General features: G+C 72.0%; 24 protein-coding genes. 6 read left to right on the top strand and 18 right to left on the bottom strand.

Going from position 1 to position 22,447, the window contains the following annotated elements; genetic code table 11:
• Positions 1-74 precede the first annotated feature (74 nt).
• Positions 75-881 carry a DNA alkylation repair protein gene (locus tag GQR16_RS18050; protein ID WP_157416555.1) on the top strand — a complete coding sequence of 269 codons (807 nt, stop codon included), beginning with the start codon at positions 75-77 and terminating at the stop codon, positions 879-881.
• Positions 882-891: 10 nt separating this feature from the next.
• On the opposite strand, the gene GQR16_RS18045 is transcribed toward GQR16_RS18050, so the two are convergent.
• A complete protein-coding gene (locus GQR16_RS18045) occupies positions 892-1,521 on the bottom strand; it encodes a TetR/AcrR family transcriptional regulator (RefSeq protein ID WP_170298561.1) in 630 nt (209 codons plus the stop codon).
• Between the two features lie 88 nt (positions 1,522-1,609).
• Between GQR16_RS18045 and GQR16_RS18040 the strand changes: the two genes are divergently transcribed.
• A complete protein-coding gene (locus tag GQR16_RS18040; RefSeq protein ID WP_157416553.1) occupies positions 1,610-3,112 on the top strand; it encodes an MFS transporter in 1,503 nt (500 codons plus the stop codon).
• Positions 3,113-3,273: 161 nt separating this feature from the next.
• Here the strand turns inward: GQR16_RS18040 and GQR16_RS18035 are convergent, their stop codons facing one another.
• The 7 genes from GQR16_RS18035 to GQR16_RS19675 form a co-directional block, all read right to left on the bottom strand.
• Positions 3,274-3,567 (bottom strand): DUF4190 domain-containing protein, encoded by a 294-nt coding sequence (locus GQR16_RS18035; protein ID WP_157416552.1) that lies wholly within the window; start codon positions 3,565-3,567, stop codon positions 3,274-3,276.
• A 131-nt stretch (positions 3,568-3,698) separates the two neighbouring features.
• Positions 3,699-5,717 (bottom strand): acetate--CoA ligase, encoded by a 2,019-nt coding sequence (acs, locus tag GQR16_RS18030; RefSeq protein WP_157416587.1) that lies wholly within the window; start codon positions 5,715-5,717, stop codon positions 3,699-3,701.
• A 53-nt stretch (positions 5,718-5,770) separates the two neighbouring features.
• Positions 5,771-6,736, bottom strand: a complete 966-nt coding sequence (locus GQR16_RS18025) for an ABC transporter permease (protein ID WP_211373578.1) — start codon at positions 6,734-6,736, stop codon at positions 5,771-5,773.
• A gap of 9 nt (positions 6,737-6,745) precedes the next feature.
• On the bottom strand, positions 6,746-7,783 hold the full coding sequence (locus GQR16_RS18020) for an aliphatic sulfonate ABC transporter substrate-binding protein (protein WP_157416551.1): 1,038 nt from the start codon (positions 7,781-7,783) through the stop codon (positions 6,746-6,748).
• Positions 7,784-7,904: 121 nt separating this feature from the next.
• On the bottom strand, positions 7,905-8,795 hold the full coding sequence (locus GQR16_RS18015) for an ABC transporter ATP-binding protein (RefSeq protein WP_211373577.1): 891 nt from the start codon (positions 8,793-8,795) through the stop codon (positions 7,905-7,907).
• A gap of 151 nt (positions 8,796-8,946) precedes the next feature.
• Positions 8,947-10,281, bottom strand: coding sequence for an RNA polymerase sigma factor (locus GQR16_RS18010; protein WP_157416550.1), 1,335 nt, complete (start codon positions 10,279-10,281; stop codon positions 8,947-8,949).
• 57 nt (positions 10,282-10,338) lie between these two features.
• Positions 10,339-10,692, bottom strand: a complete 354-nt coding sequence (locus GQR16_RS19675) for a YciI family protein (protein WP_170298560.1) — start codon at positions 10,690-10,692, stop codon at positions 10,339-10,341.
• Positions 10,693-10,887: 195 nt separating this feature from the next.
• On the opposite strand from GQR16_RS19675, the gene GQR16_RS18000 reads away from it, so the two are divergent.
• Complete coding sequence (locus tag GQR16_RS18000) at positions 10,888-11,604, top strand: DUF998 domain-containing protein (protein WP_157416548.1); 717 nt, start codon at positions 10,888-10,890, stop codon at positions 11,602-11,604.
• A 40-nt stretch (positions 11,605-11,644) separates the two neighbouring features.
• Here the strand turns inward: GQR16_RS18000 and GQR16_RS17995 are convergent, their stop codons facing one another.
• The 3 genes from GQR16_RS17995 to GQR16_RS17985 all read right to left on the bottom strand — a co-directional run bounded on the left by GQR16_RS17995 (position 11,645) and on the right by GQR16_RS17985 (position 13,620).
• On the bottom strand, positions 11,645-12,244 hold the full coding sequence (locus GQR16_RS17995) for a GNAT family N-acetyltransferase (protein WP_157416547.1): 600 nt from the start codon (positions 12,242-12,244) through the stop codon (positions 11,645-11,647).
• Between the two features lie 179 nt (positions 12,245-12,423).
• The gene (locus GQR16_RS17990) at positions 12,424-13,143 is read right to left on the bottom strand and encodes an NAD(P)H-dependent oxidoreductase (protein ID WP_157416546.1); all 720 of its coding nucleotides are present in this window, start codon (positions 13,141-13,143) and stop codon (positions 12,424-12,426) included.
• Between the two features lie 3 nt (positions 13,144-13,146).
• On the bottom strand, positions 13,147-13,620 hold the full coding sequence (locus GQR16_RS17985) for a MarR family winged helix-turn-helix transcriptional regulator (RefSeq protein ID WP_157416545.1): 474 nt from the start codon (positions 13,618-13,620) through the stop codon (positions 13,147-13,149).
• 112 nt (positions 13,621-13,732) lie between these two features.
• Here GQR16_RS17985 and GQR16_RS17980 point away from each other — a divergent pair, with 112 nt between their 5' ends.
• Positions 13,733-14,572, top strand: a complete 840-nt coding sequence (locus GQR16_RS17980; protein WP_157416544.1) for an SDR family oxidoreductase — start codon at positions 13,733-13,735, stop codon at positions 14,570-14,572.
• A gap of 184 nt (positions 14,573-14,756) precedes the next feature.
• On the opposite strand, the gene GQR16_RS17975 is transcribed toward GQR16_RS17980, so the two are convergent.
• The 7 genes from GQR16_RS17975 to GQR16_RS17945 all read right to left on the bottom strand — a co-directional run bounded on the left by GQR16_RS17975 (position 14,757) and on the right by GQR16_RS17945 (position 20,733).
• Positions 14,757-15,239: a GNAT family N-acetyltransferase gene (locus tag GQR16_RS17975; RefSeq protein WP_170298559.1), complete on the bottom strand. Its 483-nt coding sequence runs from the start codon at positions 15,237-15,239 to the stop codon at positions 14,757-14,759.
• A gap of 70 nt (positions 15,240-15,309) precedes the next feature.
• Positions 15,310-15,762, bottom strand: a complete 453-nt coding sequence (locus GQR16_RS17970) for a hypothetical protein (RefSeq protein ID WP_157416542.1) — start codon at positions 15,760-15,762, stop codon at positions 15,310-15,312.
• Positions 15,759-17,066 carry a serine/threonine-protein kinase gene (locus GQR16_RS17965; RefSeq protein ID WP_157416541.1) on the bottom strand — a complete coding sequence of 436 codons (1,308 nt, stop codon included), beginning with the start codon at positions 17,064-17,066 and terminating at the stop codon, positions 15,759-15,761. Before GQR16_RS17965 ends, GQR16_RS17970 begins: the two co-directional genes overlap by 4 nt.
• Positions 17,067-17,154: 88 nt before the next feature.
• Positions 17,155-18,738: a hypothetical protein gene (locus GQR16_RS17960; RefSeq protein WP_157416540.1), complete on the bottom strand. Its 1,584-nt coding sequence runs from the start codon at positions 18,736-18,738 to the stop codon at positions 17,155-17,157.
• Between the two features lie 10 nt (positions 18,739-18,748).
• Complete coding sequence (locus GQR16_RS17955) at positions 18,749-19,591, bottom strand: exodeoxyribonuclease III (RefSeq protein WP_157416539.1); 843 nt, start codon at positions 19,589-19,591, stop codon at positions 18,749-18,751.
• An 85-nt stretch (positions 19,592-19,676) separates the two neighbouring features.
• Positions 19,677-20,183, bottom strand: coding sequence for a DUF6328 family protein (locus tag GQR16_RS17950; protein ID WP_157416538.1), 507 nt, complete (start codon positions 20,181-20,183; stop codon positions 19,677-19,679).
• 70 nt (positions 20,184-20,253) lie between these two features.
• The gene (locus GQR16_RS17945) at positions 20,254-20,733 is read right to left on the bottom strand and encodes a DUF6264 family protein (protein ID WP_246200926.1); all 480 of its coding nucleotides are present in this window, start codon (positions 20,731-20,733) and stop codon (positions 20,254-20,256) included.
• An 11-nt stretch (positions 20,734-20,744) separates the two neighbouring features.
• On the opposite strand from GQR16_RS17945, the gene cofE reads away from it, so the two are divergent.
• Complete coding sequence (gene cofE / locus GQR16_RS17940; RefSeq protein WP_157416537.1) at positions 20,745-21,524, top strand: coenzyme F420-0:L-glutamate ligase; 780 nt, start codon at positions 20,745-20,747, stop codon at positions 21,522-21,524.
• A 74-nt stretch (positions 21,525-21,598) separates the two neighbouring features.
• The gene (locus GQR16_RS17935) at positions 21,599-22,381 is read left to right on the top strand and encodes a GntR family transcriptional regulator (protein ID WP_157416536.1); all 783 of its coding nucleotides are present in this window, start codon (positions 21,599-21,601) and stop codon (positions 22,379-22,381) included.
• The last annotated feature ends 66 nt before the right edge of the window (positions 22,382-22,447 follow it).

Below are 22,447 nucleotides of genomic sequence, written 5' to 3'. Positions count from 1 at the left end.
GCCGAACGGATCGCAGGTCGGCGAAACATGCGTGCGCGGGCGGCTCGAGCGTTCGCGGCGGTAGCATCCGCAGCATGACGGATGCCGCATCGAACGCAGCCGCGTCGAGCCCCGCCTCGCGGGCCCGGTCGGACCCCGCACTGACGGCCGGCGCGCTCGCCGCCGCGCTCGACGCGGCCGGCGATCCGGTCGACGCGGAGTTCCTGCAGCGGTTCTTCAAGACCGGCCCGGGCCAGTACGGCGAGGGCGACGTCTTCGTCGGGGTGCGCGTGCCGGCGACCCGGGCCATCGTGAAAGGCTTCGAGCGGATGCCGCTCGCCGAGGCATCCGCCCTGCTCGAGAGCCCGGTGCACGAGCATCGTCTCGCGGCGCTCTTCGTGATGGTGCGGCGGTTCGAGGTGGCGGGCAGGCCGCGCACGCGCGACGACGCGGCGCGCGCCGAGCTCCACGCGGCGTATCTCGACGCCGTGCGCGCCGGGCACGTGAACAACTGGGACCTCGTCGACTCGTCGGCCGAGTATCTGGTCGGGGAGTTCCTGCGGGCGGACGGCCAAGGCGGCGGCCTGGCGCTGCTCGACGAGCTCGCGGCATCCGGCTCGCTGTGGGATCGTCGCGTGGCCGTGCTCGCGACCTTCGCGTTCATCAAGGCGGGCGACGCCGGACCGATCCTGCGGCTCGCGCCGAACCTGCTCGACGACCGCGAGGACCTCATGCACAAGGCCGTCGGGTGGATGCTGCGCGAGACCGGCAAGCGGGTCGATCGCGACGTGCTCACCGAGTTTCTCGACGAGCACGCCCCGCGGATGCCGCGCACGATGCTGTCGTACGCCACCGAGCATCTCTCGCCCGAGGAGCGCGCCTTCTACCGGGCGCTGCGCTGAGCGCCCCGCGTCACCAGGGCTCGCCCACCTTCGGCAGGAACGCGCGCACCTTCTCGAGCGCGTCGGGGAAGCACTCGTCGAGCACCTCGGTGGCGCTGACGCCGGTGCCGTAGTCGTCGGTGAGGCGGAGGCCGACGACGGCGTTGATGAGCATGCCCGTGGCGAAGAAGCCGCGGGTCTCGTCGGCCGAGAAGCCGGCGTCGACTCGGATGAAATGCCACAGGCTGCTGAAGCCCTCGCGGGCGACCTGCCCGATCTCGGTCTCGCCGCCCATCTGCGTGGATCCGGCGATGACGGGCAGCATTCCGCGTTCGGCGAGCAGGCCCGTGTAGGCCGCGCCGAGTCGTGACGCGCGCTCGTCGACCGGGCCGGGCAGTGCGGCCGCGAATGCGTCGAGCAGGTGGGCGTACGCGCGCTGGATGACCTCGATGTAGAGCTTCTGCTTCGTGCCGAACAGGCGCACGACGTATGGCTGGCTGACCCCGGCCGCTCGGGCGACCTCGTCGGTCGTCGTGCCGACGTAGGTCTTCGCGCCGAACACCGCGGTCGCCGCGACGAGGATCTGCTCGCGTCGATCGGTGGCGCTCATGCGGCCCGCCGGGGCGGCGGATTCGAGGACTTCGGCGGCTTCGGGACTCATGCTTGACATGTTATCAGTCGATTACTACAGTGCAAGAGTCGTAAGTAATCATCCGATAACAACAACCTCGAATCCAAGGAGTCGTGCCATGTCCACCACGGCCGAACCGACCATCCAAGACCAGACGACGGATGCCGCGCGCGGGCCGGGCGGCACGGCGGGAGACCCTGCCGGCCGCGGGCCGGGCGGCGACTCCGCGGCATCCGGTCGTCGTCCCCGCGCGCTCTGGCTCGTGCTGCTGGCCTCCGCGTTGCCGATGTTCATGGCGACGCTCGACAACCTCGTCATGACGAACGCGCTGCCCGTGCTGCACGCCGACTTCGGAGCATCCGTCGAAGAGCTGCAGTGGTTCATGAACGCGTACACGCTCGCGTTCGCGAGCACGATCCTCATGGCGGTGGCGCTCGGCGACCGCTACGGGCGCCGCACGGTGTTCGTCATCGGCATCGTCGTCTTCACGCTGAGCTCCGCGCTCGCGGCCCTCGCAAGCGACCCGGGCCAGCTCATCGCGGCGCGTGCCGCCCAGGGATTCGGCGCCGCGGCGATCATGCCGCTCTCGTTGACGCTCCTCGCCGGGTCCGTCTCGCTCGCACGGCGTCCGCTCGCGATCGGCATCTGGGGCGGCGTCGCCGGCCTCGGGGTCGCGGTCGGTCCGCTCATCGGCGGCGCGGTCATCGAGGGGTGGTCGTGGCAGGCGATCTTCTGGATCAACGTGCCCGTCGGTGTCGCCTCGGTCGTGCTCGCCCTGCTCGCGCTGCCGAACAGCTTCGGCGCCCGGCTTCGCGCCGACGTCGTGGGTCTGCTGCTCTCGGGCCTCGGCCTGCTCGCCCTCGTCTACGGCATCGTGCGCGGCAACGAGGCGGGCTGGGACAGCACCGAGGTGCTCGCCGGCCTGATCGGCGGCGGCGTGCTGCTGCTCGCCTTCGTGTTCTGGGAGACCCGCGCGTCGGCGCCGCTGCTGCCACTGCGACTGTTCCGCGACCGGAGCTTCTCGGTCGCCAACATCGTCGGCTTCGGCTTCAGCTTCGGCGCGTTCGGGTCGATCTTCATCCTGATCCAGTTCCTGCAGGTCGTGCAGGGCGCGAGCCCCTTCGAGGCGGCGCTGCAGACCTCGCCGTGGACCCTCGCCCCGATGGTCGTCGCGCCGCTCGCCGGCATCATCGCCCCCCGGGTCGGCACGCGCACGCTCATCGTCGCCGGACTCGCGCTGCTCGGCGGGGCGCTGTTCTGGCTGACCACCCTGCTCGAACCGGGCGTGGAGTACGCGTCGTACGTCGTGCCGTTCATCGTGGCCGGCGTCGGCATGGGCCTCGTGTTCGCCCCGTCGGCGACCGCCGTGCTCGCGACCATGGCACCCGTCGACCACGCCAAGGCGAGCGGCACGAACTCGATGCTCCGCGAGGTCGGCGTCGCACTCGGCATCGCGGTCTCGACCGCCGTCTTCACCGGCGCGGGCGGGGAGCTCGTGCCCGACCTCTACACGGTGGGCGCCCAACCCGCGGTGGCGGTCGGCGCGGCGGTGCTGCTGGCCTCGGCGCTCGTCGGGCTGCTGCTGCCGTCGGGTCGACGGGTGGCCTCGCCCGTCGACTAGCGGGCCTCCTCCGCCGGTCGAGTAGGCGCCCCGGCGCCGTATCGAGACCACCCCGCACTTCGGCGCTGGTCTCGATACGCTTCGCTACTCGACCGACGGCGCGAGACGACGAAGCCCCCGCCCCGGAGCATCCGGAGCGGGGGCTTCTGTGAGCGTGCGACTCAGTAGCTGGTCACGGCGCCGGTCGTGGCGAGCGCCGAGACGAACACGATGGTCAGGATGATGCCGAGCACGATCGACGCGAAGCCGATGATGACGGCCGCGAGGGCGAGGCCGCGGCCGCGCTCGCCCGTCTTCTTGACCTGGCTGAGGCCGATGAAGCCGAGGACGATCGCGACGACGTTGAAGCCGATGATCGACAGCACGAAGCCGACGATCGACAGGACGTTCCACTTCTCGGACGGCGCGACCGCGGCGGCGGGCTGGGCTGCGGGGGCGGGAGGCAGGTCAGACATTCGAGATTCCTTCGGGGTCGTGGCGCCGAGTAGCGCAGCATGCAGCGTGGCAGGTCGGGTCGTCGCCCGTCAATGGGGAGTTCTGTCCGGCCGTCACGCGATGACGTGCGGCGTCACGCCCGGCGCGGCGCTCAGCGCGCCAGCACCGCGGCGATCGCACCCGGCACCCGGTCGTCCTGCAGCGAGGTCGTGTCGCCGAGCGGACGCCCCTCTGCGAGGTCGACGAGCAGTCGCCGCATGATCTTGCCCGAGCGGGTCTTGGGCAGGTCGGCCACGAACACCACCTCGCGCGGCTTCGCGATCGGGCCGATGGCGCCGGCAACGTGCGAGCGCAGCGCCGCGGCGCGTTCGGCCGCCGTGCCGGTTTCGGTGCCCGTGCCGGTCAGGGCGTCGGATGTCACGACGAACGCCACGATCGCCTCGCCCGTCGTGGCATCCGACACGCCGACGACCCCGGCTTCGCCGACGGACGGGTGCGCGACGAGCGCGGACTCGATCTCGATCGTCGAGAGCCGGTGCCCCGACACGTTGATGACGTCGTCGACGCGCCCGAGGAGCCAGATGTCGCCGTCGGCGTCGACCTTGGCGCCGTCGCCCGAGAAGAAGTATCCGCGGTCGGCGAAGCGGGCCCAGTACGCGTCGCGGTACCGCTCGGGGTTGCCCCAGACGGTGCGCGCCATGCCCGGCCAGGTGCCGTCGACGACGAGGTAACCCCCATGGCCGGGCGCGACATCCGCCCCGTGATCGTCGACGACCCGCGTCGTGAGCCCCGGCAGTGCGCGCAGCGAGGAGCCGGGCTTCAGCGTCGAGACCCCTGGCAGCGGGGCCATGATCGCGGCCCCCGTCTCGGACTGCCACCAGGTGTCGACGATGGGCGCGGCATCCGCCCCGATCTGCTCCCGGAACCAGACCCACGCCTCGGGGTTGATCGCCTCGCCGACCGATCCGAGCAGTCGGATCGACGACAGGTCGTGGCCGCCGGCATCCGGACCCGGGATGCCCTCGGGGAACCACGTCATGAGCGAGCGGATGAGGGTGGGCGCCGTGTAGTACGTCGTGACGCCGTAGCGCTCGATGATCTCGAAGTGCCGGCCCTGGTGCGGCGTGTTCGGCGTGCCCTCGTAAAGGACGCTCGTCGTGCCGGTCAGCAACGGCCCGTAGTGCACGTAGCTGTGCGCCGTGACCCACGCGAGGTCGGCCGTGCACCAGTAGACGTCGTCGGGCTTCGCGTCGAAGACCGCCCAGTAGCTGTAGGCGACGTGCGTGAGGTAGCCGCCGGTCGTGTGCACGAGGCCCTTGGGCTTTCCGGTCGTGCCGCTCGTGTAGATGATGAACAGCGGATGCTCCGCGTCGAAGCTCTCGGGCTCGTGCACGTCGGGCTGGCGGTCGACGACCTCGTGCCACCACACGTCGCGGCCCGGCCTGAACGGCAGGTCGGGGGTCTCGTCGCCCGTTCGGCGGATCACGAGCACGTGCTCGACGGATGCCACGCCCTCGACGGCGGCATCGACGGCCGCCTTCACGGGAACCGCGGCGCCGCGGCGGAACTGGCCGTCGGTCGTGATGACGAGCCTGGCCCCCGTGTCCTCGACGCGGAACCGCAGCGCCTCCGACGAGAACCCGCCGAACACGAGCGAGTGCACCGCCCCGATGCGCGTGATGGCGAGGGTCGCGATGACGGTCTCGAGCAGCACGGGCAGGTAGACCACGACGCGGTCGCCCGCGACGATGCCGAGCTCGGTGAGCGCGTGCGCGGCCTTCGCCACCTCACGCTGCAGCTCGGCATAGGTGATCGAGCGGCGGTCGCCGCGCTCGCCCTCGAAGTGGAAGGCGACCTTGTCGCCGCGCCCGGCCTCGACGTGCCGGTCGACGGCGTTCACGCTCGCGTTCAGGCGCCCGCCCGCGAACCACTCGGCGCGCGGCACGGTGAGTTCGCCGGTCTCCGCGTCGGGGAGGGCCGGATGCCACGTGTGGGCGGTGTGCCACGGCTCGGCCCAGTCGAGCCGCACGGACTGCTGCTCCCAGAACCCGACCGGATCGGCGTCGGCCGCGGCGCGGAGGGCGTCGGCATCGGCCGCCGTGACGTTCGCCTGCGCGGCGAACGCGGGGGGCGCCGGGAAGCGGCGGTGTTCGTCGAGTAGCCCGGAGATCGTCGGCCGGACGCCCTGGGTGCCGGTCGGCACCGCGGCGGCCGCGGCATCCGTCACGCCCACTTGCGCACAGCCCAGCGCTCGAAGAGGCCGACGAGGGCGTCGGTGAGCTTGCCGAGCACCGCGAGCAGGATGATCGCGAGGAAGATGCGGTCGATGCGACCGTTCTGACCCGAGTCGAGCAGGAGGAACCCGAGGCCCATCGAGCTCGCGATGAGCTCGGCGGCCACGAGGAACAGCCACGCCTGGGCGAGCGCGAGGCGCAGCGCCGAGATGACCGACGGCACGACCGCGGGCAGCTGCACGGCCGTGAACAGGCGGATGCCGCGAAGGCCGTACGCGCGTCCGGCCTCGAGCAGCTGCCGATCGACGTGGCGCAGGGCCGCGGCGACGATCGTGTAGACCGGGAAGAACGCGCCGATCGCGATGAGGATGATCTTCGAGTCCTCGGCGATGCCGAACCACAGGATCAGCAGGGGGATCCACGCGAGCGACGGCACCGCGCGGACCGCGCCGAGCGTCGGCGAGAGCAGGATGTCGCCGAGCTTCGAGAGGCCGACGATGGCGCCGACCACGAGGCCGAAGACGGCGCCGATCGCGAACCCGATGAACACGCGCTGCGTCGAGATCGCGATGTAGAGGCCGAGCAGCCCGCGCTGGGCGAGGTCGACGGCCGCGAGCCAGACCATCTCCGGGCTCGGCAGCATCGAGACGGGCACGAGGCCGCTCGTCGACACGAGCTGCCACGTGAGGAGCAGCGCGACCGGGATGATCGCGCCGCCCACGATCACGAACCAGCGGCGGTCGACCAGGCGGCGACGGCCGCCGGATGAAGCAGGAGGGACGGATGCCTCGCGCGCAGGCCGGTCGACCCCGGAGGGTCCGAGCGGTCCGGCGGTCGCGACGGCGAGCCCGCCGTCGGTCACCGGCGAGGCGAACCGGCGGTCTGCCGAGGTCACGGCGTTCGCCGCGGCATCCGCTCGCTCGTCGGTGCTCGTCGTGCGCGAGGCATCCGTCATCTCAGGTTCCTACTCGAAGCGCGACGGGTCTGCCGCCGTCGCGAACTCGTCGTTGATGAGGGTGTCGAGCGCGTCGTCGACCTGCTCCTGCGAGGGGACGTCGCCGAGTTCGACGAAGATCGGGCCGATCTTCTCGAGCACTGCGACCTGCGCGTCGCCGGGAACGTTGTCGACGCCGAGGTTCGTGCGCTCGGTGATGACCTTCGTGGCGACGGCCTCGTCGAGTCCGGCGACCTCGGCGAGGATCGAGGCGGTCTCCTCGGGGTTCTCTTCGGCCCATGCGCGAGCGTGCTCGTAGGCGTCGACCACGGCCTGCGCGACCTCGGGCTTCTCGGCGATGAACGACTCGGTCGCGTTCAGGAAGCCGTAGGAGTTGAAGGCGACGTTGCGGTAGAAGAGCGAGGCGCCCGCCTCTTCGGCGCCGGCCATGATCGGGTCGAGGCCGGCCCAGGCGTCGACGGAGCCGTTCTGGAGCGCGGCCCAGCCGTCGGCGTGCTGCAGGTTCTGCACCGTGATGTCTTCGGGCGCCAGGCCCTCGGCCTCGAGCGACTGCAGCAGGAAGAAGTAGGGGTCGGTGCCCTTGGTCGCGGCGACCTGCTTGCCCTTGAGGTCTTCGACGGACTCGACGCCCGTGCCGTCGGTCGTGACGAGGGCGGCCCACTCGGGCTGCGAGAAGATGTCGATGACCTGGATCGGCGAGCCGTTCGAGCGTGCGAGCAGCGCGGCCGAGCCGGCGGTCGAGCCCACGTCGATGGCCCCGGCGCGCAGCGCCTCGTTGGCCTTGTTCGAGCCGGCGGACTGCACCCAGTTCACGGTGAGCCCGGCGTCTTCGAGCCAGCCCTGGTCCTTGATGACGAGGCTCAGCGGGTTGTAGGTCGCGAAGTCGATGTTGAGCGTCTGGCCCTCGAGCGAGACGGCCTCGCCGGATGCCGCGGGCTCGGGCTCAGCGGCCTGGCCCTCGCCGGCGACGCAGCCCGAGAGCAGCAGTGCGGAGGCGGCGGCGCCCGCGACGAGCGCGGATCGCAGGAACGGTGCGGTGCGGGACATGGGATTCTCCTCTGGGATGCGACGCGCATGCTGTGTGCGTCGAAACGGATGGTGCGTCGGTGGGGCGGTGCGTCGGGTGCGTTTCGGGCGCCCGTGTGGTGCGTCGAGTGCGTGTGGTGCGTCAGTAGGGGTAGTGCGGGATGGTCGTGCCGGTCTCGATGCCGCGCGCGGCGCCGTGCCGGTCGATGCCGAGCCCGTCGAGCAGGCGCCCGCGGAGCTCGGCGAGTTCTGCGGAACCGCGGTCGCGCGGTCGGTGCCCGGGCACGATGACGGTCTGCACCACGACGGCGCCCTGCGTCGCGGGGGGCGCGCCGTCGGCGCCGGCCTCGTGGCCGAGCAGGATCACGCGGTCGGCGAGCTGCAGCGCCTCGTCGACGTCGTGCGTCACGAGCAGGATGGTCGCCGGTTCGGCGGCGTGAACGTCGAGCAGGAGGTCCTGCATCTTCAGGCGGGTGAGGGCGTCGAGCGCTCCGAACGGCTCGTCGAGCAGCAGCACGGCTGGGTTGCGCGCGAGGGCGCGTGCGAGCGAGGTGCGCTGGGCCATGCCGCCCGACACCTCGCGCGGCCGGTGGCCCGCGAAGTCGGCGAGCCCGACGAGGTCGAGCAGCCGCGCGACCTGTTCGCGCCCGGCGGCGCGCGGGGTCGACTTCGGCAGGCCGAGGGCGACGTTGCTGGCGAGCGTGCGCCACGGCAGCAGGCGCGGCTCCTGGAATCCGACCGCCGAGCGTGCGTCGTACGGCTTCACGGGCTCGCCGTCGATGAGCGCCTCGCCCTGCGTCGGACGGTCGAGTCCGCCGGCGATGCGCAGCAGCGTCGACTTGCCGCATCCGCTCGGTCCGAGGATCGCGACGATCTCACCGGCCGCGATCTCGAGGTCGATGTCGCGCAGCACCTGACGCGAGCCGCCCTGCGACGCGAACGCGCGGCCGATGCCGCGGAGCGAGACGGGTGCTGCGGCCGCCGAGTGCGCGATCGGCGAGGCTTCGCGAGCGGTGGCGGATGCCGCGGCCATGGCGTCTCCTCGACGTGCGGTGGCTGGTGGGGGTGCCTCGACGGTATCCAGACGGGGAAGCGCTGTCAGGCGCCGCTGACCCGGGGCGTAACACGGCGGGTTCTCGTGTGACGCGGCGAGACGTCGAATATCCTGCGATCCGGCTCGGTGCTCAGTCGGAGCGGACGGCAGGGTCTTCGATCGACGACCGCTCGTCGAGGGCCTTCGCCGCGGTCGCCCGACGAAGCAGCAGGTCGCGCTCGCGGGCGTTCGAGGCCATGGCGGCGGCCCGTTCGAACTCGGCGGCGGCGTCCAGAGGTCGGCCGAGCCGCTCGAGCAGGTCGCCGCGCACGCTCGGCACGAGGTGGTAGCCGCGCAGGGCGGGCAGGTCGGCGAGCTGGTCGAGCAGCGCGAGTCCGGCCTCGGGTCCGCGCGCGCGTCCGAGGGCGACGGCACGGTTGAGTTCGGCGACCGGGGATCCGGTGCGGTGTCCGAGGCGTTCGTAGAGCTCGGCGATCGCCGCCCAGTCGGTCGTCTCGACGGATGCCGCGCGCGCGTGCTCGTCGGCGATGGCGGCCTGCAGCACGTACGGGCCGGGTTCGGCCGAGGGGCTCAGGGGCGGCTGGCCGACGAGGATGGCGTCGGCCCGCGCGAGGGCGTCCTGGCCGCGGCGGATGCGCGCGGCATCCCACGCCCTGCGGTCCTGCTGCTCGAGCAGCACGGGCTCGCCGTCGGCGCCGACGCGGGCGGCGAGCCGTGACGACTGCAGTTCCATGAGCGCCGAGAGGCCGTGCACCTCGGGGTCGTCGGGCACGAGCGCCGTGAGGATGCGGCCGAGCCGCACGGCCTCGTCGCAGAGCGTCGGGCGCACCCAGTCCTCGCCCTCGGTCGCCGAGTACCCCTCGTTGAAGAGCAGGTAGACGACGCCGAGCACCGTCTGCAGCCGCTCGGCCCGCTCGTCGACGCTCGGCTCCTCGATCGCGGCGCCGGCCTCGGCGAGGGTGCGCTTCGCTCGCGACACCCGTTGCGCGACCGTCGCCTCCGGGGCGAGGAACGCGCGGGCGATCTCGCGCGTCGAGAGCCCGGTGACGAGCTTCAGGGTGAGCGTCGTCTGCGCCTCGACCGTGAGCGCGGGGTGGCAGCAGATGAACATGAGCCGCAGCACGTCGTCGTCCACGTGGTCGATGCCCGCACCGGGGTCGCCCTCGACGGCCTCGTCGAGTTCGCGCGCGAGCACCGCGAAGGCGGCGTCGTGCTTCGCCCGACGTCGGAACTCGTCGACGGCTCGACGCTTCGCGGTGGTCATCAGCCAGGCTCCGGGATTGCTCGGGATGCCGGTGGCGGGCCACTGCGCGAGCGCCGCGACGATCGCGTCCTGGGCCACGTCCTCAGCGAGCCCGACCTCGCGCACGATGCGCACGAGCGCCGCGATCAGGCGCGTCGACTCGAGTCGCCAGACCGCCTCGATCGCGGCGCGCGTCGTCTCGTCACCGGTGCGATCGCTCACGTGGGCATGAGACCACGCGCGCCGCGCCGACGCAAGGATGCCCGGCGCGAGCCGCGCTCAGAACTCCGCGATCTGCCGGATCTCGACGCTGCCGACGAAGCCCGGCCAGTGGTCGACGTGGATCTGCATGAGCCGCCGCCCGAGCTCGAGGGCCTCGTCGCGGGAGCGCACGTCGATGACCGCGTAGCCCCCGACGAGCTCCTTCGCCTCCGTGAACGGCCCGTCGACGGCCTTGATCGCGCCGTCGGCGAGCGAGACGATCGCCCCGGCCTCGCTCGGCAGCAGGCCCTGGCTGTCGACGAGCACGCCCGTCTCGCGGCCCCAGCGGTCGTACTCGGCCATGGCCTCGTAGACGGCGGGCGGGGTCTCGCCCTGGTGCTCGTCGGACTTCATCAGGCACAGGTAACGCATGGGATTCCTCCTCGGTGAGGCGCGCCCCGTCGGCGTGCCCTCACCATAGCGTCGGCGTTCGGCATCCGTTCTCGACATGGGTTCCGAGATTTCCCGCGATCGGGTTCGAGGGCGATGTCGAGAACGGATGCCGCGCCGCGACGTCTTGGTGAACGACCCGATCGAGCGGGTCGCCGAACCGGAAGGACGTTCACCATGGACACCGCACTTCGCACCTCGCCCGGGGAGGCCGCGCAGGCCGCGCCCGCGCTGACCCACGTCGTCTCGCACCCTCCGGCCCACGCGGCCGACCCGACCACGAGGGCGCTCGTCTGGGCCGGGATCGTGGCCGGGCCGCTCTTCGTGGTCGCCGGTCTCGTGCAGGCGCTCGCGCGTGAGGGATTCGACCTGTCGCGGCATCCGCTCAGCCTGCTCTCGTTGGGCGACCGCGGATACCTGCAGATCACGAACTTCATCGTGGCCGGCGTGCTCATGCTCGCGTTCGCGGTCGGCGCTCGCCGCAGCCTCGGCGACGGACCCGGCCGCGTGTGGGCACCCGTGCTGTTCGGGCTCTACGGCGTCGGCCTCGTGCTGGGCGGCGCGTTCACGGCCGACCCGGCGCTCGGGTTCCCGCTCGGCACGCCCGACGGGTATCCGACCGAGTGGACCTTCCACGGGGGCGTGCACGCGTTCGCCGCCCCGCTCGCCTTCCTCGCGCTCGTGGCCGTCACCTTCGTGGTGGCGAAGCGCCTGCGTTGGGAGGGGCACCGCGCGGCGGCCGCGTGGTCGATCGTGATCGGGATCGCGTGCCTCGTGCTGTGCATCCCGTTCGGGCCGGCGGCGAGCATCCGCCTGTTCGTGGGCGTCTCGCTCGGGTTCGCGTGGATCGCGGTCTACGCGGCGTCGTTGCTGCGCGACCGCGCCGCGCGCTGACCTCGGCTCGGCTTGGCTCGGCCGGCTTGGCTCGGGCCGGTCAGGCGTCGACGGGGCGCCACATGGTCGTGATCGGGGCTGCGTCGTCGAGCGGGGAGGTGAACCCGCCGACGGCGCGGAACCCCGCGCGTTCGTAGCGGCGGTCGTTCACCGGGTTCGTGGACTCGAGGTAGGCCGCCAGCCCCGACTGCGCGAAGTCGCGCACGTTGCCGGCCAGCATCTGCTGTGCGAGCCCCTCGCCCCGACGCGACGGATGGGTCGCGAGCAGGCTCAGGTACCAGTGCGGCGCATCGTGTGGGTGGTGCTCCTCGAAGCGCTGCATGAGCACGTCGAACGCGCTCCGCTGCTCAGGCGAGAGCACCTCGTCGACGATCGCCTGCACGCGCGCGAACTGCTCGTCGGTCATCTCGTCGCCGCCCGGCGGGATCCACACGGCGGCCGAGGCGCCGTCGTCGGCGATCCACACGGTGTCGTGGAGCAGCGCACCCTCGACGAACGGCGTCCAGAACGGGATCAGGTGATCGGTCGAGCCGTCGGCCCGCCGCAGCACGGGCGCCCAGACTGGATCCGCGGCGAACGCGAGCGCGACGGTCTCGGCGACGGCCGGGACATCGGCTTCGGTGGCGAGTCTCACGTGCACGCGCTCATGCTCTCACGACGCCCGCCGCGCCGACAGGCCGGCCGGGGGGGCCACGGGAGGAGCGCGGCCGCAGGGGAGGACGATTCGCCGGGAATCGTCCTCCCCTGCCCGCGAACTCCTCCCGCCGAAGCGCTCGGGTGGGCGGATGTCGCGGGCGGGCGGATGTCGCGGGGCGCCGCCTACTCGGCGGCGGCGCCCGTGGCGGCGACCGCTACGGGCGCGGGCTGGCGGCGGCGGGCCCTCGCGGCATCCGTCACCCCGAGCCGGCGCACCGACTCGAGCCAGGCGGCGCGCTTCTCGGGGGTCGAGAACCGCACGGGCGTGAACCGGGTGATGCCGATCGTGCGCACGCCGCAGTAGGCGAGCGTCGCCCGCTTGAGCGAGGTCTCGGCCGCGTTGCGGTAGACGAACCGGTTCCACGCGACGGGCGAGTCCATGGTCATGACGATGCGCGCCGTCTTGCCCGTGAGCAGTCGCGTCGAGATCTGGCCGCGGCCGTACTTGAAGGCCGTGCCCGAGAGCACCGCGCGGTCGAGGAACGCCTTCAGCACGGCGGGGTACGTGCCCCACCACTGCGGGAAGAAGAACACGAGGTGGTCGGCCCAGGCGACGTCGTCGATGAACGCGCGGATGCGCGGCTCGAGGTGGGAGGTGTCGCCGTCGGGCGCGCGCAGGTCGCCGCGGTCGGCGGGCAGCAGCTCGAACTCGCGCTCGGCGAGGTCGATGACGCGCACGTGCGAGCCGTCGGACGGGCCGCCGGTCGAGGGGTCGACGGATGCCGCGCGCAGGCCGGCCGCGTACTGCTCGGCCAGGGCGTGGTTGAAGCTGCCCGAGTTCGGGTGCCCGATGATCACGAGCGTGTTGGTCACGGTGCTGTTCGGCGAGGTGCTGTTCGTCATGGTTCAGTGCTCCTTGGAGTCGAGGTGGCGGATGACGGCCTTGAGGTCTTCGTGCAGCGCGTCGAGGTCGGGGGAGGCGAGGTCGTCGAACTCGTCGGAGAACGAGGCGCCGAGCACGGGCAGCGCCTCGGCGAGCAGTTGCCCGGCCTTCGGGGTGATCGAGAGCAGCACGCGTCGGGCGTTCGCCGGGTCGGCGCTGGTCTGCACGAGGCCGGCCTCCACGAAGCCGGGCACGCGCTTGCTGACGGCGGCCTTGCTGACGCCGAGGCAGTCGGCGAGGAACGTGATGTCGGGCGGCGACGGCAGGTTCGCGATCACCGCGATGAACTGGAACTGGCTGAAGCTGATGCCGTAGCGCGCCTGCAGCAGGCCGTCGGCGAAGCGGTCCATGCGATCGACGAGCAGGTGCAGGGTGACCGTGAGGTGGTCGCCCAGCGGTCCGCCGGGTTCGGGGAGGGCTTTCGGTTCGGGGCTCATGTGATGAGTAAACCTGTTGACACGTCGAATGTCAACAGGTTGACGAAAAAGAGTCAACATGTTGACACGGTGACCGTCCGGCGCACGGGAGCGCGCGGGGGAGAATGGTCGGATGACGAGAACGGTGCGCGGAGCCAGACTGCTCATCACGGGCGCCGCGGGCGGCATGGGACGCATGTACGCGCAGCGCGCGGTCGCCGAGCACGCGGCATCCGTCACCCTGTGGGACCGCGACGCCTCGGCGCTCGCGCGCACGGTCGACGAGCTCGGCGCCGTCTCGAAGGGGCGCACGCGCATCCACTCGTACGTCGTCGACCTCGCCGACCTCGGCTCGATCGCCAAGCACGCGCAGAAGGTGCGCCGAGAGGTCGGCAATCCCGACGTGCTCATCAACAACGCCGGCATCGTGCGCGGCAACGAGTACTTCTGGCAGACCGACAACGGCGACGACACCCGCCCGACCATGCAGGTCAACGCGCTCGCGCCCATGTACGTGACCCGCGAGTTCCTTCCGGGCATGATCGCGAACGCCTACCGCGCAGCGCGCATCGTGAACATCGCCTCGGCCGCGGGCACCCTCGCGAACCCGCGCATGGCGACCTACGCCGCGTCGAAGGCCGCCCTCATCGGCTGGAGCGACTCGCTGCGCCTCGAGCTCGAGCAGGCCGACCACGGCAACGTGAAGGTCACGACGGTGACCCCGAGCTACATCTCGACGGGCATGTTCGCTGGAGCTCGCGGGCCGGTGCTCGCGCCGATCCTCGAACCCGAGTACGTGGTCGACCGCGTGTGGCGGGCCATGCTCAAGGGGCGTCCGCTGCTCGAGCTGCCCTGGAGCGTCGGTCTGTCACGCGCCCTTCGCGGTCTCCTGCCGACGCGCGTCTTCGATCGCGTCGTGGGCGACGGCTTCGGCGTCTACCGATCGATGGAGCGGTTCACCGGCCGACGCTGAGCGTCGGAGTGCTGAGCGTCGGAGGATCGCACGCGAACCGGCTGAGGTCGGCGCCGCAGCGCGACGAGGCCGAGCAGCATCGGGCCGACGACGGCCGAGAGGCAGATGGCCGCGAGCCAGGATTCCGGGTTCATGCGGCGAAGCTACGCCCGAAGCCTGAACGCCGGCCGCGAATCGCCGGTGCTCAGAGCTCCTTGCGCATGTGCAGCGCCGCCGTGAGGTAGCCGAGGCTCTCGTACAGCGAGATCGCCGGCACGTTGTAGGCGAACGCGTTGAGGCCGAGGCTCTTCGCGCCGCCGTCGCGCGCGATCGCGTCGGCGCGCTGCATGACGATGCGGGCGATGCCGCGACGCTGGAACTCGTCGTACACGCGGATGTCGTAGATCCACCAGTCCTCGGTGCCGGTGCCGTTCCACGGGCCGAGCCAGAACCAGCCGACGTCCTCCCCTGCGAGTCGCACCGTGAACAGCAGATGCCCGTCGATCAGGCGGCCACCCGGAAAGAAGCGTTCCTCCGACAGGACGCGAGCCGCATCGGCGGCCTCGGCGCTGTCACCGGCCTCGAGCCGGGACTCCTCGTACTCGCGCATCGCGACGGGCAGCCAGGCGGCGACCTCGTCGGGGGTCTTCGGGTCGAGCGTGATGTCGTCGGGGTTCGCCTGCGTCATGCCTCCATGGTGGCGGATGTCGCGGGCGGATGTCTCGGGCTGCCCTGTCGTCGGGGCGCCCGGCATCGGGTCAGTCGTCCTTGCCCTTGTCCTTGTCCTTCCCGTTGCCCTTGCCCTTGTTGCCGCCGCTGTTGCCGGGGGAATCATCTGAGTTGCCCGAGTCGTCGGAATCCTCCGAGTCGTCGGTCGCAGGGGTCGGAGTGGGCGTCGTCGCGACCTCGGCGGCCACGAGGTCGGCCCGGACGAGCGCGATGGCCTCCCGGATCTGCTGCTCCTGGGCGGGGTCGAGGGCGCCGTCGGCGGAGGCCGCGTCGACGTCGGCCTCGAGGAGGTCGAGCTCGGCGAGGGCGCCGGCGTAGTCGGCCGACGCCGCGCGTTCGGAGACGCTGACGACGGACGCGTGCATCGCCGCCGCCGTGTCGTCGTTCGGCGGGGCGCACGAGGTGAGGCCCAGTCCGAGCATGAGCGCGAGGGCGGCGGTGGCGACGATCGTCGCGGGTCGTCGCGTGAGGTGGCGCATCACGGGTTCACCGCCTCGTCGAGCTGCTCGAGGTGCACGCCGAGTTCGCCCGGAACACTCGGCAGCGGTTCGGGGGCGGTCGCCGGCGGCGCAGCGAGGGGCGAGATCACGAACCAGAGCAGCGTCACGACCACGGCGGCGAGCAGCACGGCCACGGCGGCGCGGGATGCACGGGCCGCGCGTCTCGGCTTCGCCGGGTGGTCGGTCGGCTCGGGCGGCGAGGTTCGCGTCGGCTGCGGGCTCGGCCCGGGCGGCGTCGACGTCGGCACCGGGAGCACTCGCGTGAGCCGCTCGCCGACGGACTCGCCGACGGACTCGCCTCCGGCCGCCTCGGGCATCCGCACGGTCGGGATCTCGTCGGCGGAGGTCGCGGCCTCCGTCATCGCGACGGTCGGCGTCTCGGCCACCTCGCCGAACGCGACCGTGGCCGCCGTCGCGCCGGCATCCGCCCTTCGCGACACGTCGAGCGCGGATGCCGCGACCACGATCTCGAGCGCCGTCGGGCGGTCGCCGGGTTCGCGGGCGGTCATCGCACGCAGGAGCTCGCCCCAGTCGTCGCCGAGCTCGGCCGGAACGACGGGGGCGCGCACCAGCCGGGCGCTCGCCGACTCGGCGGCCGGACCGGGGAACGCGGCCTGCTGCGTTCGCGACTCGAGCACGAGCAGTCCGAGCGCGTAGACGTCGGCGGGTGGGGCGGGCACGGCCCCGGTCACCTGCTCGGGGCTCACGTAGCCCGGCGTGCCGACGAGCAGTCCCGTGCTCGTGAGCCGGGCGTCGTCGATGAGCCTCGCGATGCCGAAGTCCGCGAGCTTCGCGTTCCACGTGCGGCTCGGCAGGCGCGCGGGCTCGAGCAGCACGTTGGCGGGCTTGATGTCGCGGTGCACGATGCCGCGCTCGTGGATCGCGTGCAGCGCCTCGGCGAGGTCGGCGAGCATCGACGCGGCGTCGGCCGAGCCGAGCGGTCCCGATCGCAGCGTCTCGCGCAGGTCTCGGCCGTCGACGAGCTCCATGACGAGGAACTCCCGGCCGCTCGAGGGATCGTGGCCGGCGTCGTAGAGCCGCACGAGCGCGCGGTGCGAGAGGCTCGCGAGCAGCGCGATCTCGGAGGCGCGGCGGTCGCGGTCGTCGAATCCCTCGGCCGCGGCCCCGAAGACCTTGACCGCCACGGGCCGGTGCAGCACCAGGTCTTCGCCGCGGTAGACGACGGCCATGCCGCCGCGGCCGATGAATCCGTCGAGGCGGTATCGGTCGGCCATCGTGATCCCGATGAACGGGTCTCCGACGACGCGTTCGGGAGAGGTCGTCACCCTTCGAGCGTAGATCCACCGGCCGGGAATCGCCCATCGGGCTCGAGGGCTGGCTCGAGCGCGGCCGATGCGGTAGGCGGCGAGATGCTCACTGGTACGAGACGAGGTCGGGCGCCGGAACCACCTCGGTCATCGTCTGCTCGGGCGTGAGCATCGGGGCGTCCTCGTCGATGAAGTTCTTCCACCCCCATGCGGCCTCGGATGCGCCCTCGCGCAGGGCCTTCCAGGTCGCCTGCTTCGCGGGCTGGGTGCCGTTGCCGTCGACGTGGAAGAGCACGCTCACCTCGGGCCGGTCGACCTCGACGCGTTCGCGGTGCAGGATCATGTCGTTGCGGAACTGATGCAGCACGAGCAGCTTCGGCGGCAGGTCGTGCTCGTCGCAGATCGCGGCGAGCTCGTCGATGACCTGGTTCACCTCGTTCGCCTCGACCTGGCCGATGTCGACCAGGTGATGCTGGTTCGCATCGAGCCGCCACTCGGGGTCGAGCGCGAGCCCCACCCACGGGTACTCGAGCAGAGAGCGGTATTCGTCGAGCTGCTTCGGAAACGTGTCGCGCCCCGGCTGGAGGTCGAGGATCACGTACTGACCGGCGGCGCCGGCGGCCTCGACCCACGGCACGAGGTCGGCGGCCTCCGGCTCGCTCGAGTAGTCGCCGTCGGGCGTCGGCGCGCCGGAGGCGAGGGTCGTGATGATCTCGAGCGCCGGCATCACCGTGCGGTCGGTCAGCGCGTCGTAGGTCGACGCGACCTTCGCGGCCCGCTCCACCGTCGCGTCGATCGGCTGTTCGCCGAGCACCCCCAGCGTCGGCGAGTCGGGCTTGCCGTAGAGCGCCACGAGCATGCGGTCGGGGAAGAGCACCTGACCGCCGCCGGGCAGCTGCACGCCGGTGCGCGCGGTGCGCACCTGCCAGTCGAGGGCGTCGGATGCCGCGAACTCGGGCCCGATCGCGAGCACCGGGGCTCCGTCGGCCGTGTGAAGCGCATCGATCGCGTCGGGTGAGCGCTGGGGGTTCGGGTCGGCGGCCGGCAGCGGAAGCACGGTCGCGCCCGCGGCCCGCGCCGTCGCGGCAGGGGCGCCGTCGACGTCGGTCACGAGCGCCACGACCCCCGACGGCTCGGCGGGCGCCTCGACGTCGGGCAGCTCGTCGGCGGCATCGGATGCGGCGCTCGAGCCCTCGACGTGAACGATCCGCCGATCGCCGAGGTCGGCGTCGGCATCACCGGAGCCGCCGTCGCCGTCGCCCGTCGTGCCGACCGACACGACGTCGGTGACGCCGAGCCGGTCGAGCTCGGCGAGGAGCGCGGCGCCGTCGCCGACGGGAGGCGTCGTGGAGGTGGGCGACGCCGACGGGACCGCGCCGCCGTCTTCGCCGGATGACGTGGTCGGTGCGAGGAGCAGCGGGACCCCGAGTTCGACCGCGATCTCGGAGCTCTCGGGCAGGTCGGACGTCGAGCCGACGACCGCGACCGGCGACGAGGCGAACAGCGCGGCGCTCGTCGCGATGGCGGCGGCCGCGGCATCCGCCTCGTCGACGACCGTGAGCGGAGCGTCGGGCTCGTGCAGGGCGACGACCGAGGGCTCGGCCCGTTCGGGTGTCGGCGTGCACCCCGCGACCCCGATCACGGCACCGAGTGCGACGAGTGCCGTGCACGCCCTGCGGACCGTGTTCATGTCGTCACGCCTACAGGAACATCGGCCGATCGAACTCATCGTCGTCGCCGCCCAGGTCGAGGTCGACGAGCACGGGCACGTGATCGCTCGGAGCGGTGCCCTTGCGCTCGTTGCGGTGGATCGATGCGCCGGTCACGGCGTGCGCGAACGCCTCGGAGCCGAGGATGAAGTCGATGCGCAGGCCCTCGTTGCGCGGGAACCGCAGCTGCTTGTAGTCCCAGTAGGTGAAGCCCTCGGGCACGAGCGGACGCACGACGTCGGTGACGCCGGCACCCTCGAACGCGAAGAACGCCTCGCGCTCGGCGGGCGAGACGTGCGTCGTGACGCCCTCGATGACGGTGGGGTCGCCGTTGTCGTGGTCGAACGGCACGATGTTGAAGTCGCCCATGAGCGCGAACGGACGCGTGGGGTGCGCGGCGGTCTCGGCGCGCGTGTAGTCGGTGAGCGCCGCGAGCCAGTCGAGCTTGTAGGTGTAGTGCGGGTCGTCGAGCGAGCGGCCGTTCGGCACGTAGAGGCTCCACACGCGCACGCCGTCGATGGTCGCGCCGAGGGCGCGCGCCTCCTTCGGCAGGTCGGGGCCCTCGTGGCCCTTGAGGAAGCCGGGCATGCCCGGGAACTCGATCTGCACGTCTTCGATCGGCGCACGGCTCGCGATGGCGACGCCGTTCCACTGGTTCAGGCCGTGGATCGCGAGCTCGTAGCCGGCCGCCTCGAACGCCTCATGCGGGAACTGCTCGGGCTTGCACTTGATCTCCTGCATCGCGAGCACGTCGACGTCTTCGCGCACCATCCAGTCGACGGTGCGTTCGACGCGGGTGCGGATCGAGTTGACGTTCCAGGTGGCGATGCGCATGGGATCAAGCCTACGGTCGGCGTGCGACACCGAGGGACGGGCGACGGATGCCGCAGACGGCCGCCCGTGGCATCCGCTCGCCGTCTCAGGCGGGCAGTTCGGGCTCGTGATCGGTCGCCTTGCGTGCGAGCGGCAGCACCACCCACGCGCCGACGACCACGACCGCGCCCACGCCGAGCGCCCACCACCCCGCCTCGCGGGACACGGCGACGTCGAACACGAGCGACGTGACGCCGACGAGCAGGAGCCCCACCACGACGAGGTGCCCGATGAGCAGTCGGTTGCCGGTCAGCACGAGCCGCTCCTTGACCTTCCGGCGGAACAGCGCGCGGTGCAGCGTCACGGGCGCGAGGCCGATGACCGTCGCGAGCCCCGCGAGCGAGACGAGCACGAGGTACAGCCGCAGCTGGTACGCGTCGAGCTCGTCGAAGCGCGGCTGGAACGCCACCGCGATGAGGAAGCCGCCGATCAGCTGCGTGCCCGTCAGCGCGACCCGCAGCTCCTGGAGGATCTCGTTCCAGTTGCGGTCGCTGCGCTGGTTCGCGGTCTCGTCGCGACCGTCACCGGGCACGACGTCGAGGTGGTCTTCCATGGTCGATCGTAGGCAGGGCGGATGCCGCGGGCGCAAGCCCCTGCGTCGTGCGGGCCTCGACGGGCGCCGCTCACGACGTCGACGGGACGCCCGATGCCGTGATCGCGGCACCCGCGACGAACACGCCGATCACGAGCACGATGCCCACGAGCGGGATCCAGAACGCGATCCGCTTGAGCACCAGCACGATGACGGCCGCCACGAGCGCGATGAACGCGGCGGTGATGGGCCCGGCGAACGCGATCACCATGCCGGTGCCCATGACGTCGTAGTCGCACGGACCGGCGGCGCCGCACGAGTCGCCCGCGAAGGCGAGGAGGAAGGACAGGAACATCGCGACCACGGCGACGCCGATCATCACGACGAGGAGCACGATCGTGAGCACCAGGTCCCACACGATCACCCGGCGCTTCGCCGGTGCGGATGCCACGGACATGTCACGCAGTCTGGCAGCGTCGGGTGCGCCACGGCAACGGTCGGCGCTCGTGCGCGGGCGCGCGACCTGCGAAGATCGTTCGAGGCGCGAAGACCGGGGTGCGCCGGGTGAGATCGGGGGTTCCCATGGGATTCAGCATCGACGGCGTCGAAGGGCTGCCCGAGATCGCGAAGGGCGCAGACCTCGCCGCGATCATCGTCGGGGCCACGAGCCTCGAAGAGGGCGACATCCTCGTGATCACGTCGAAGATCGTCTCCAAGGCCGAAGGGCGGGTCGTCGCCGCAGCCGACCGCGAGCAGGCCATCACCGACGAGACCGTGCGCGTGGTCGCGACCCGCGAGTACGAGGGCGGCGTCACGCGCATCGTCGAGAACCGCCAGGGCATCATCGGCGCCGCGGCCGGGGTCGACGCCTCGAACGCGCCCGACGGCACCGTGCTGCTGCTGCCGATCGACCCCGACGCGTCGGCGCGGGCGCTCGCCACCGGCATCCGCGCGCTCACCGGCATCTCGATCGGCGTGATCCTCTCGGACACGCTCGGCCGTCCGTGGCGCGACGGGCAGACCGACATCGCGATCGGCGCGGCCGGCGTGCACGTCTTCGACGACCTGCGCGGGGCGACGGATGCCGCGGGCAAGCCGCTCGCGGTCACCATGCCGTGCGTGGCCGACGAGATCGCGGGCGCGGCCGAGCTGGTCAAGGGCAAGTCCGCCGGGGTTCCGGTCGCCGTCGTGCGCGGCCTGGGCCGGTACGTCGGCGAGCTCGACCTGCCCGGGGCCCGGAGCATCCAGCGACCGCCCGAGCGCGACCTGTTCCGGGTCGGCGCCGACGAGGCGTACGACAACGGCTACCGCGACGGCTTCGACGAGGCGCAGAACGAGGGACCGCTGCGGCGGGATCTGTAGCTCTTCGACGCAGTTCGTGGTTTTTGGATCCAGAACAGCGTGATCGGAGCGGTTATCCGCTACGTTCAGCATCTATGAGCGCGCAGAACGCAGCCCCCCGGGGCACCACGGCCGCACCGGCATCCTCGGCCGACGGCGGAGCCGCCGCCCTCAAGCAGCTCGCGGGCCAGCACGCGACCGGATACCGATCGGTCGGCGTGATGGTCTACGACATCCTCAAGGACGCGATCCTGAGCGGCGCGCTGCTGCCGGGCCAGAAGCTGCGCCAGGAGACGCTCGCCGAGCTCATCGGCGTCTCGCGGCTGCCCGTGCGCTCGGCACTGATCCAGCTCGAGGCCGACGGGCTCGTCGAGTTCCACGACCGCCGCGGCGCGGTCGTGAAGTCGCTCTCGCCGGCGCAGGCGAAGGAGGTCTACGACATCCGCGTGCTGCTCGAGGTCGAGGCGCTGCGGCTCACGATGGCCGCCCTCACCGACGCCCGCGTCGCGCGCCTGCGCGAACTCGGCAAGGCCGCCGACCGGCAGCAGGAGGGCTCGGACTTCGTCGACGCCCGCACCGAGTTCTACGCCGAGCTCTACGACGCCGAGCAGCGCCCCGTGCTCTGGGAGATGATCGAGCAGCTCCGGCTCAAGGTCGGCCGCTACGTGCTCGGCTGGCGCCTCGTCGGCGATGCCGAGCACAGCCACACGCACGAGCAGCTCATCGAGGCCGTCGCCTCCGGCGAGGTCGACCGGGCCGTCGACGTGCTGCGCGACCACCTCGTGGGCGTGCGCGATGCGGTGCTCGAACTGCTCGAGGCCGAGTCGACGGCGGCGGATGCCGCGGCGCCGGCGTCGCGGGGGCGCTCGCCGCGCTAGCGGCTCGCCGACGATCCCTGCCGGTCGAGAGTGAACTGATCCCGCCGGTCGAGGAGCGGAGCGTCT

The sequence above is a fragment of the Agromyces allii genome, from assembly GCF_009749385.1.
GTDB lineage: Bacteria > Actinomycetota > Actinomycetes > Actinomycetales > Microbacteriaceae > Agromyces > Agromyces allii.
This window is presented reverse-complemented; position numbering and strand designations above follow the sequence as displayed.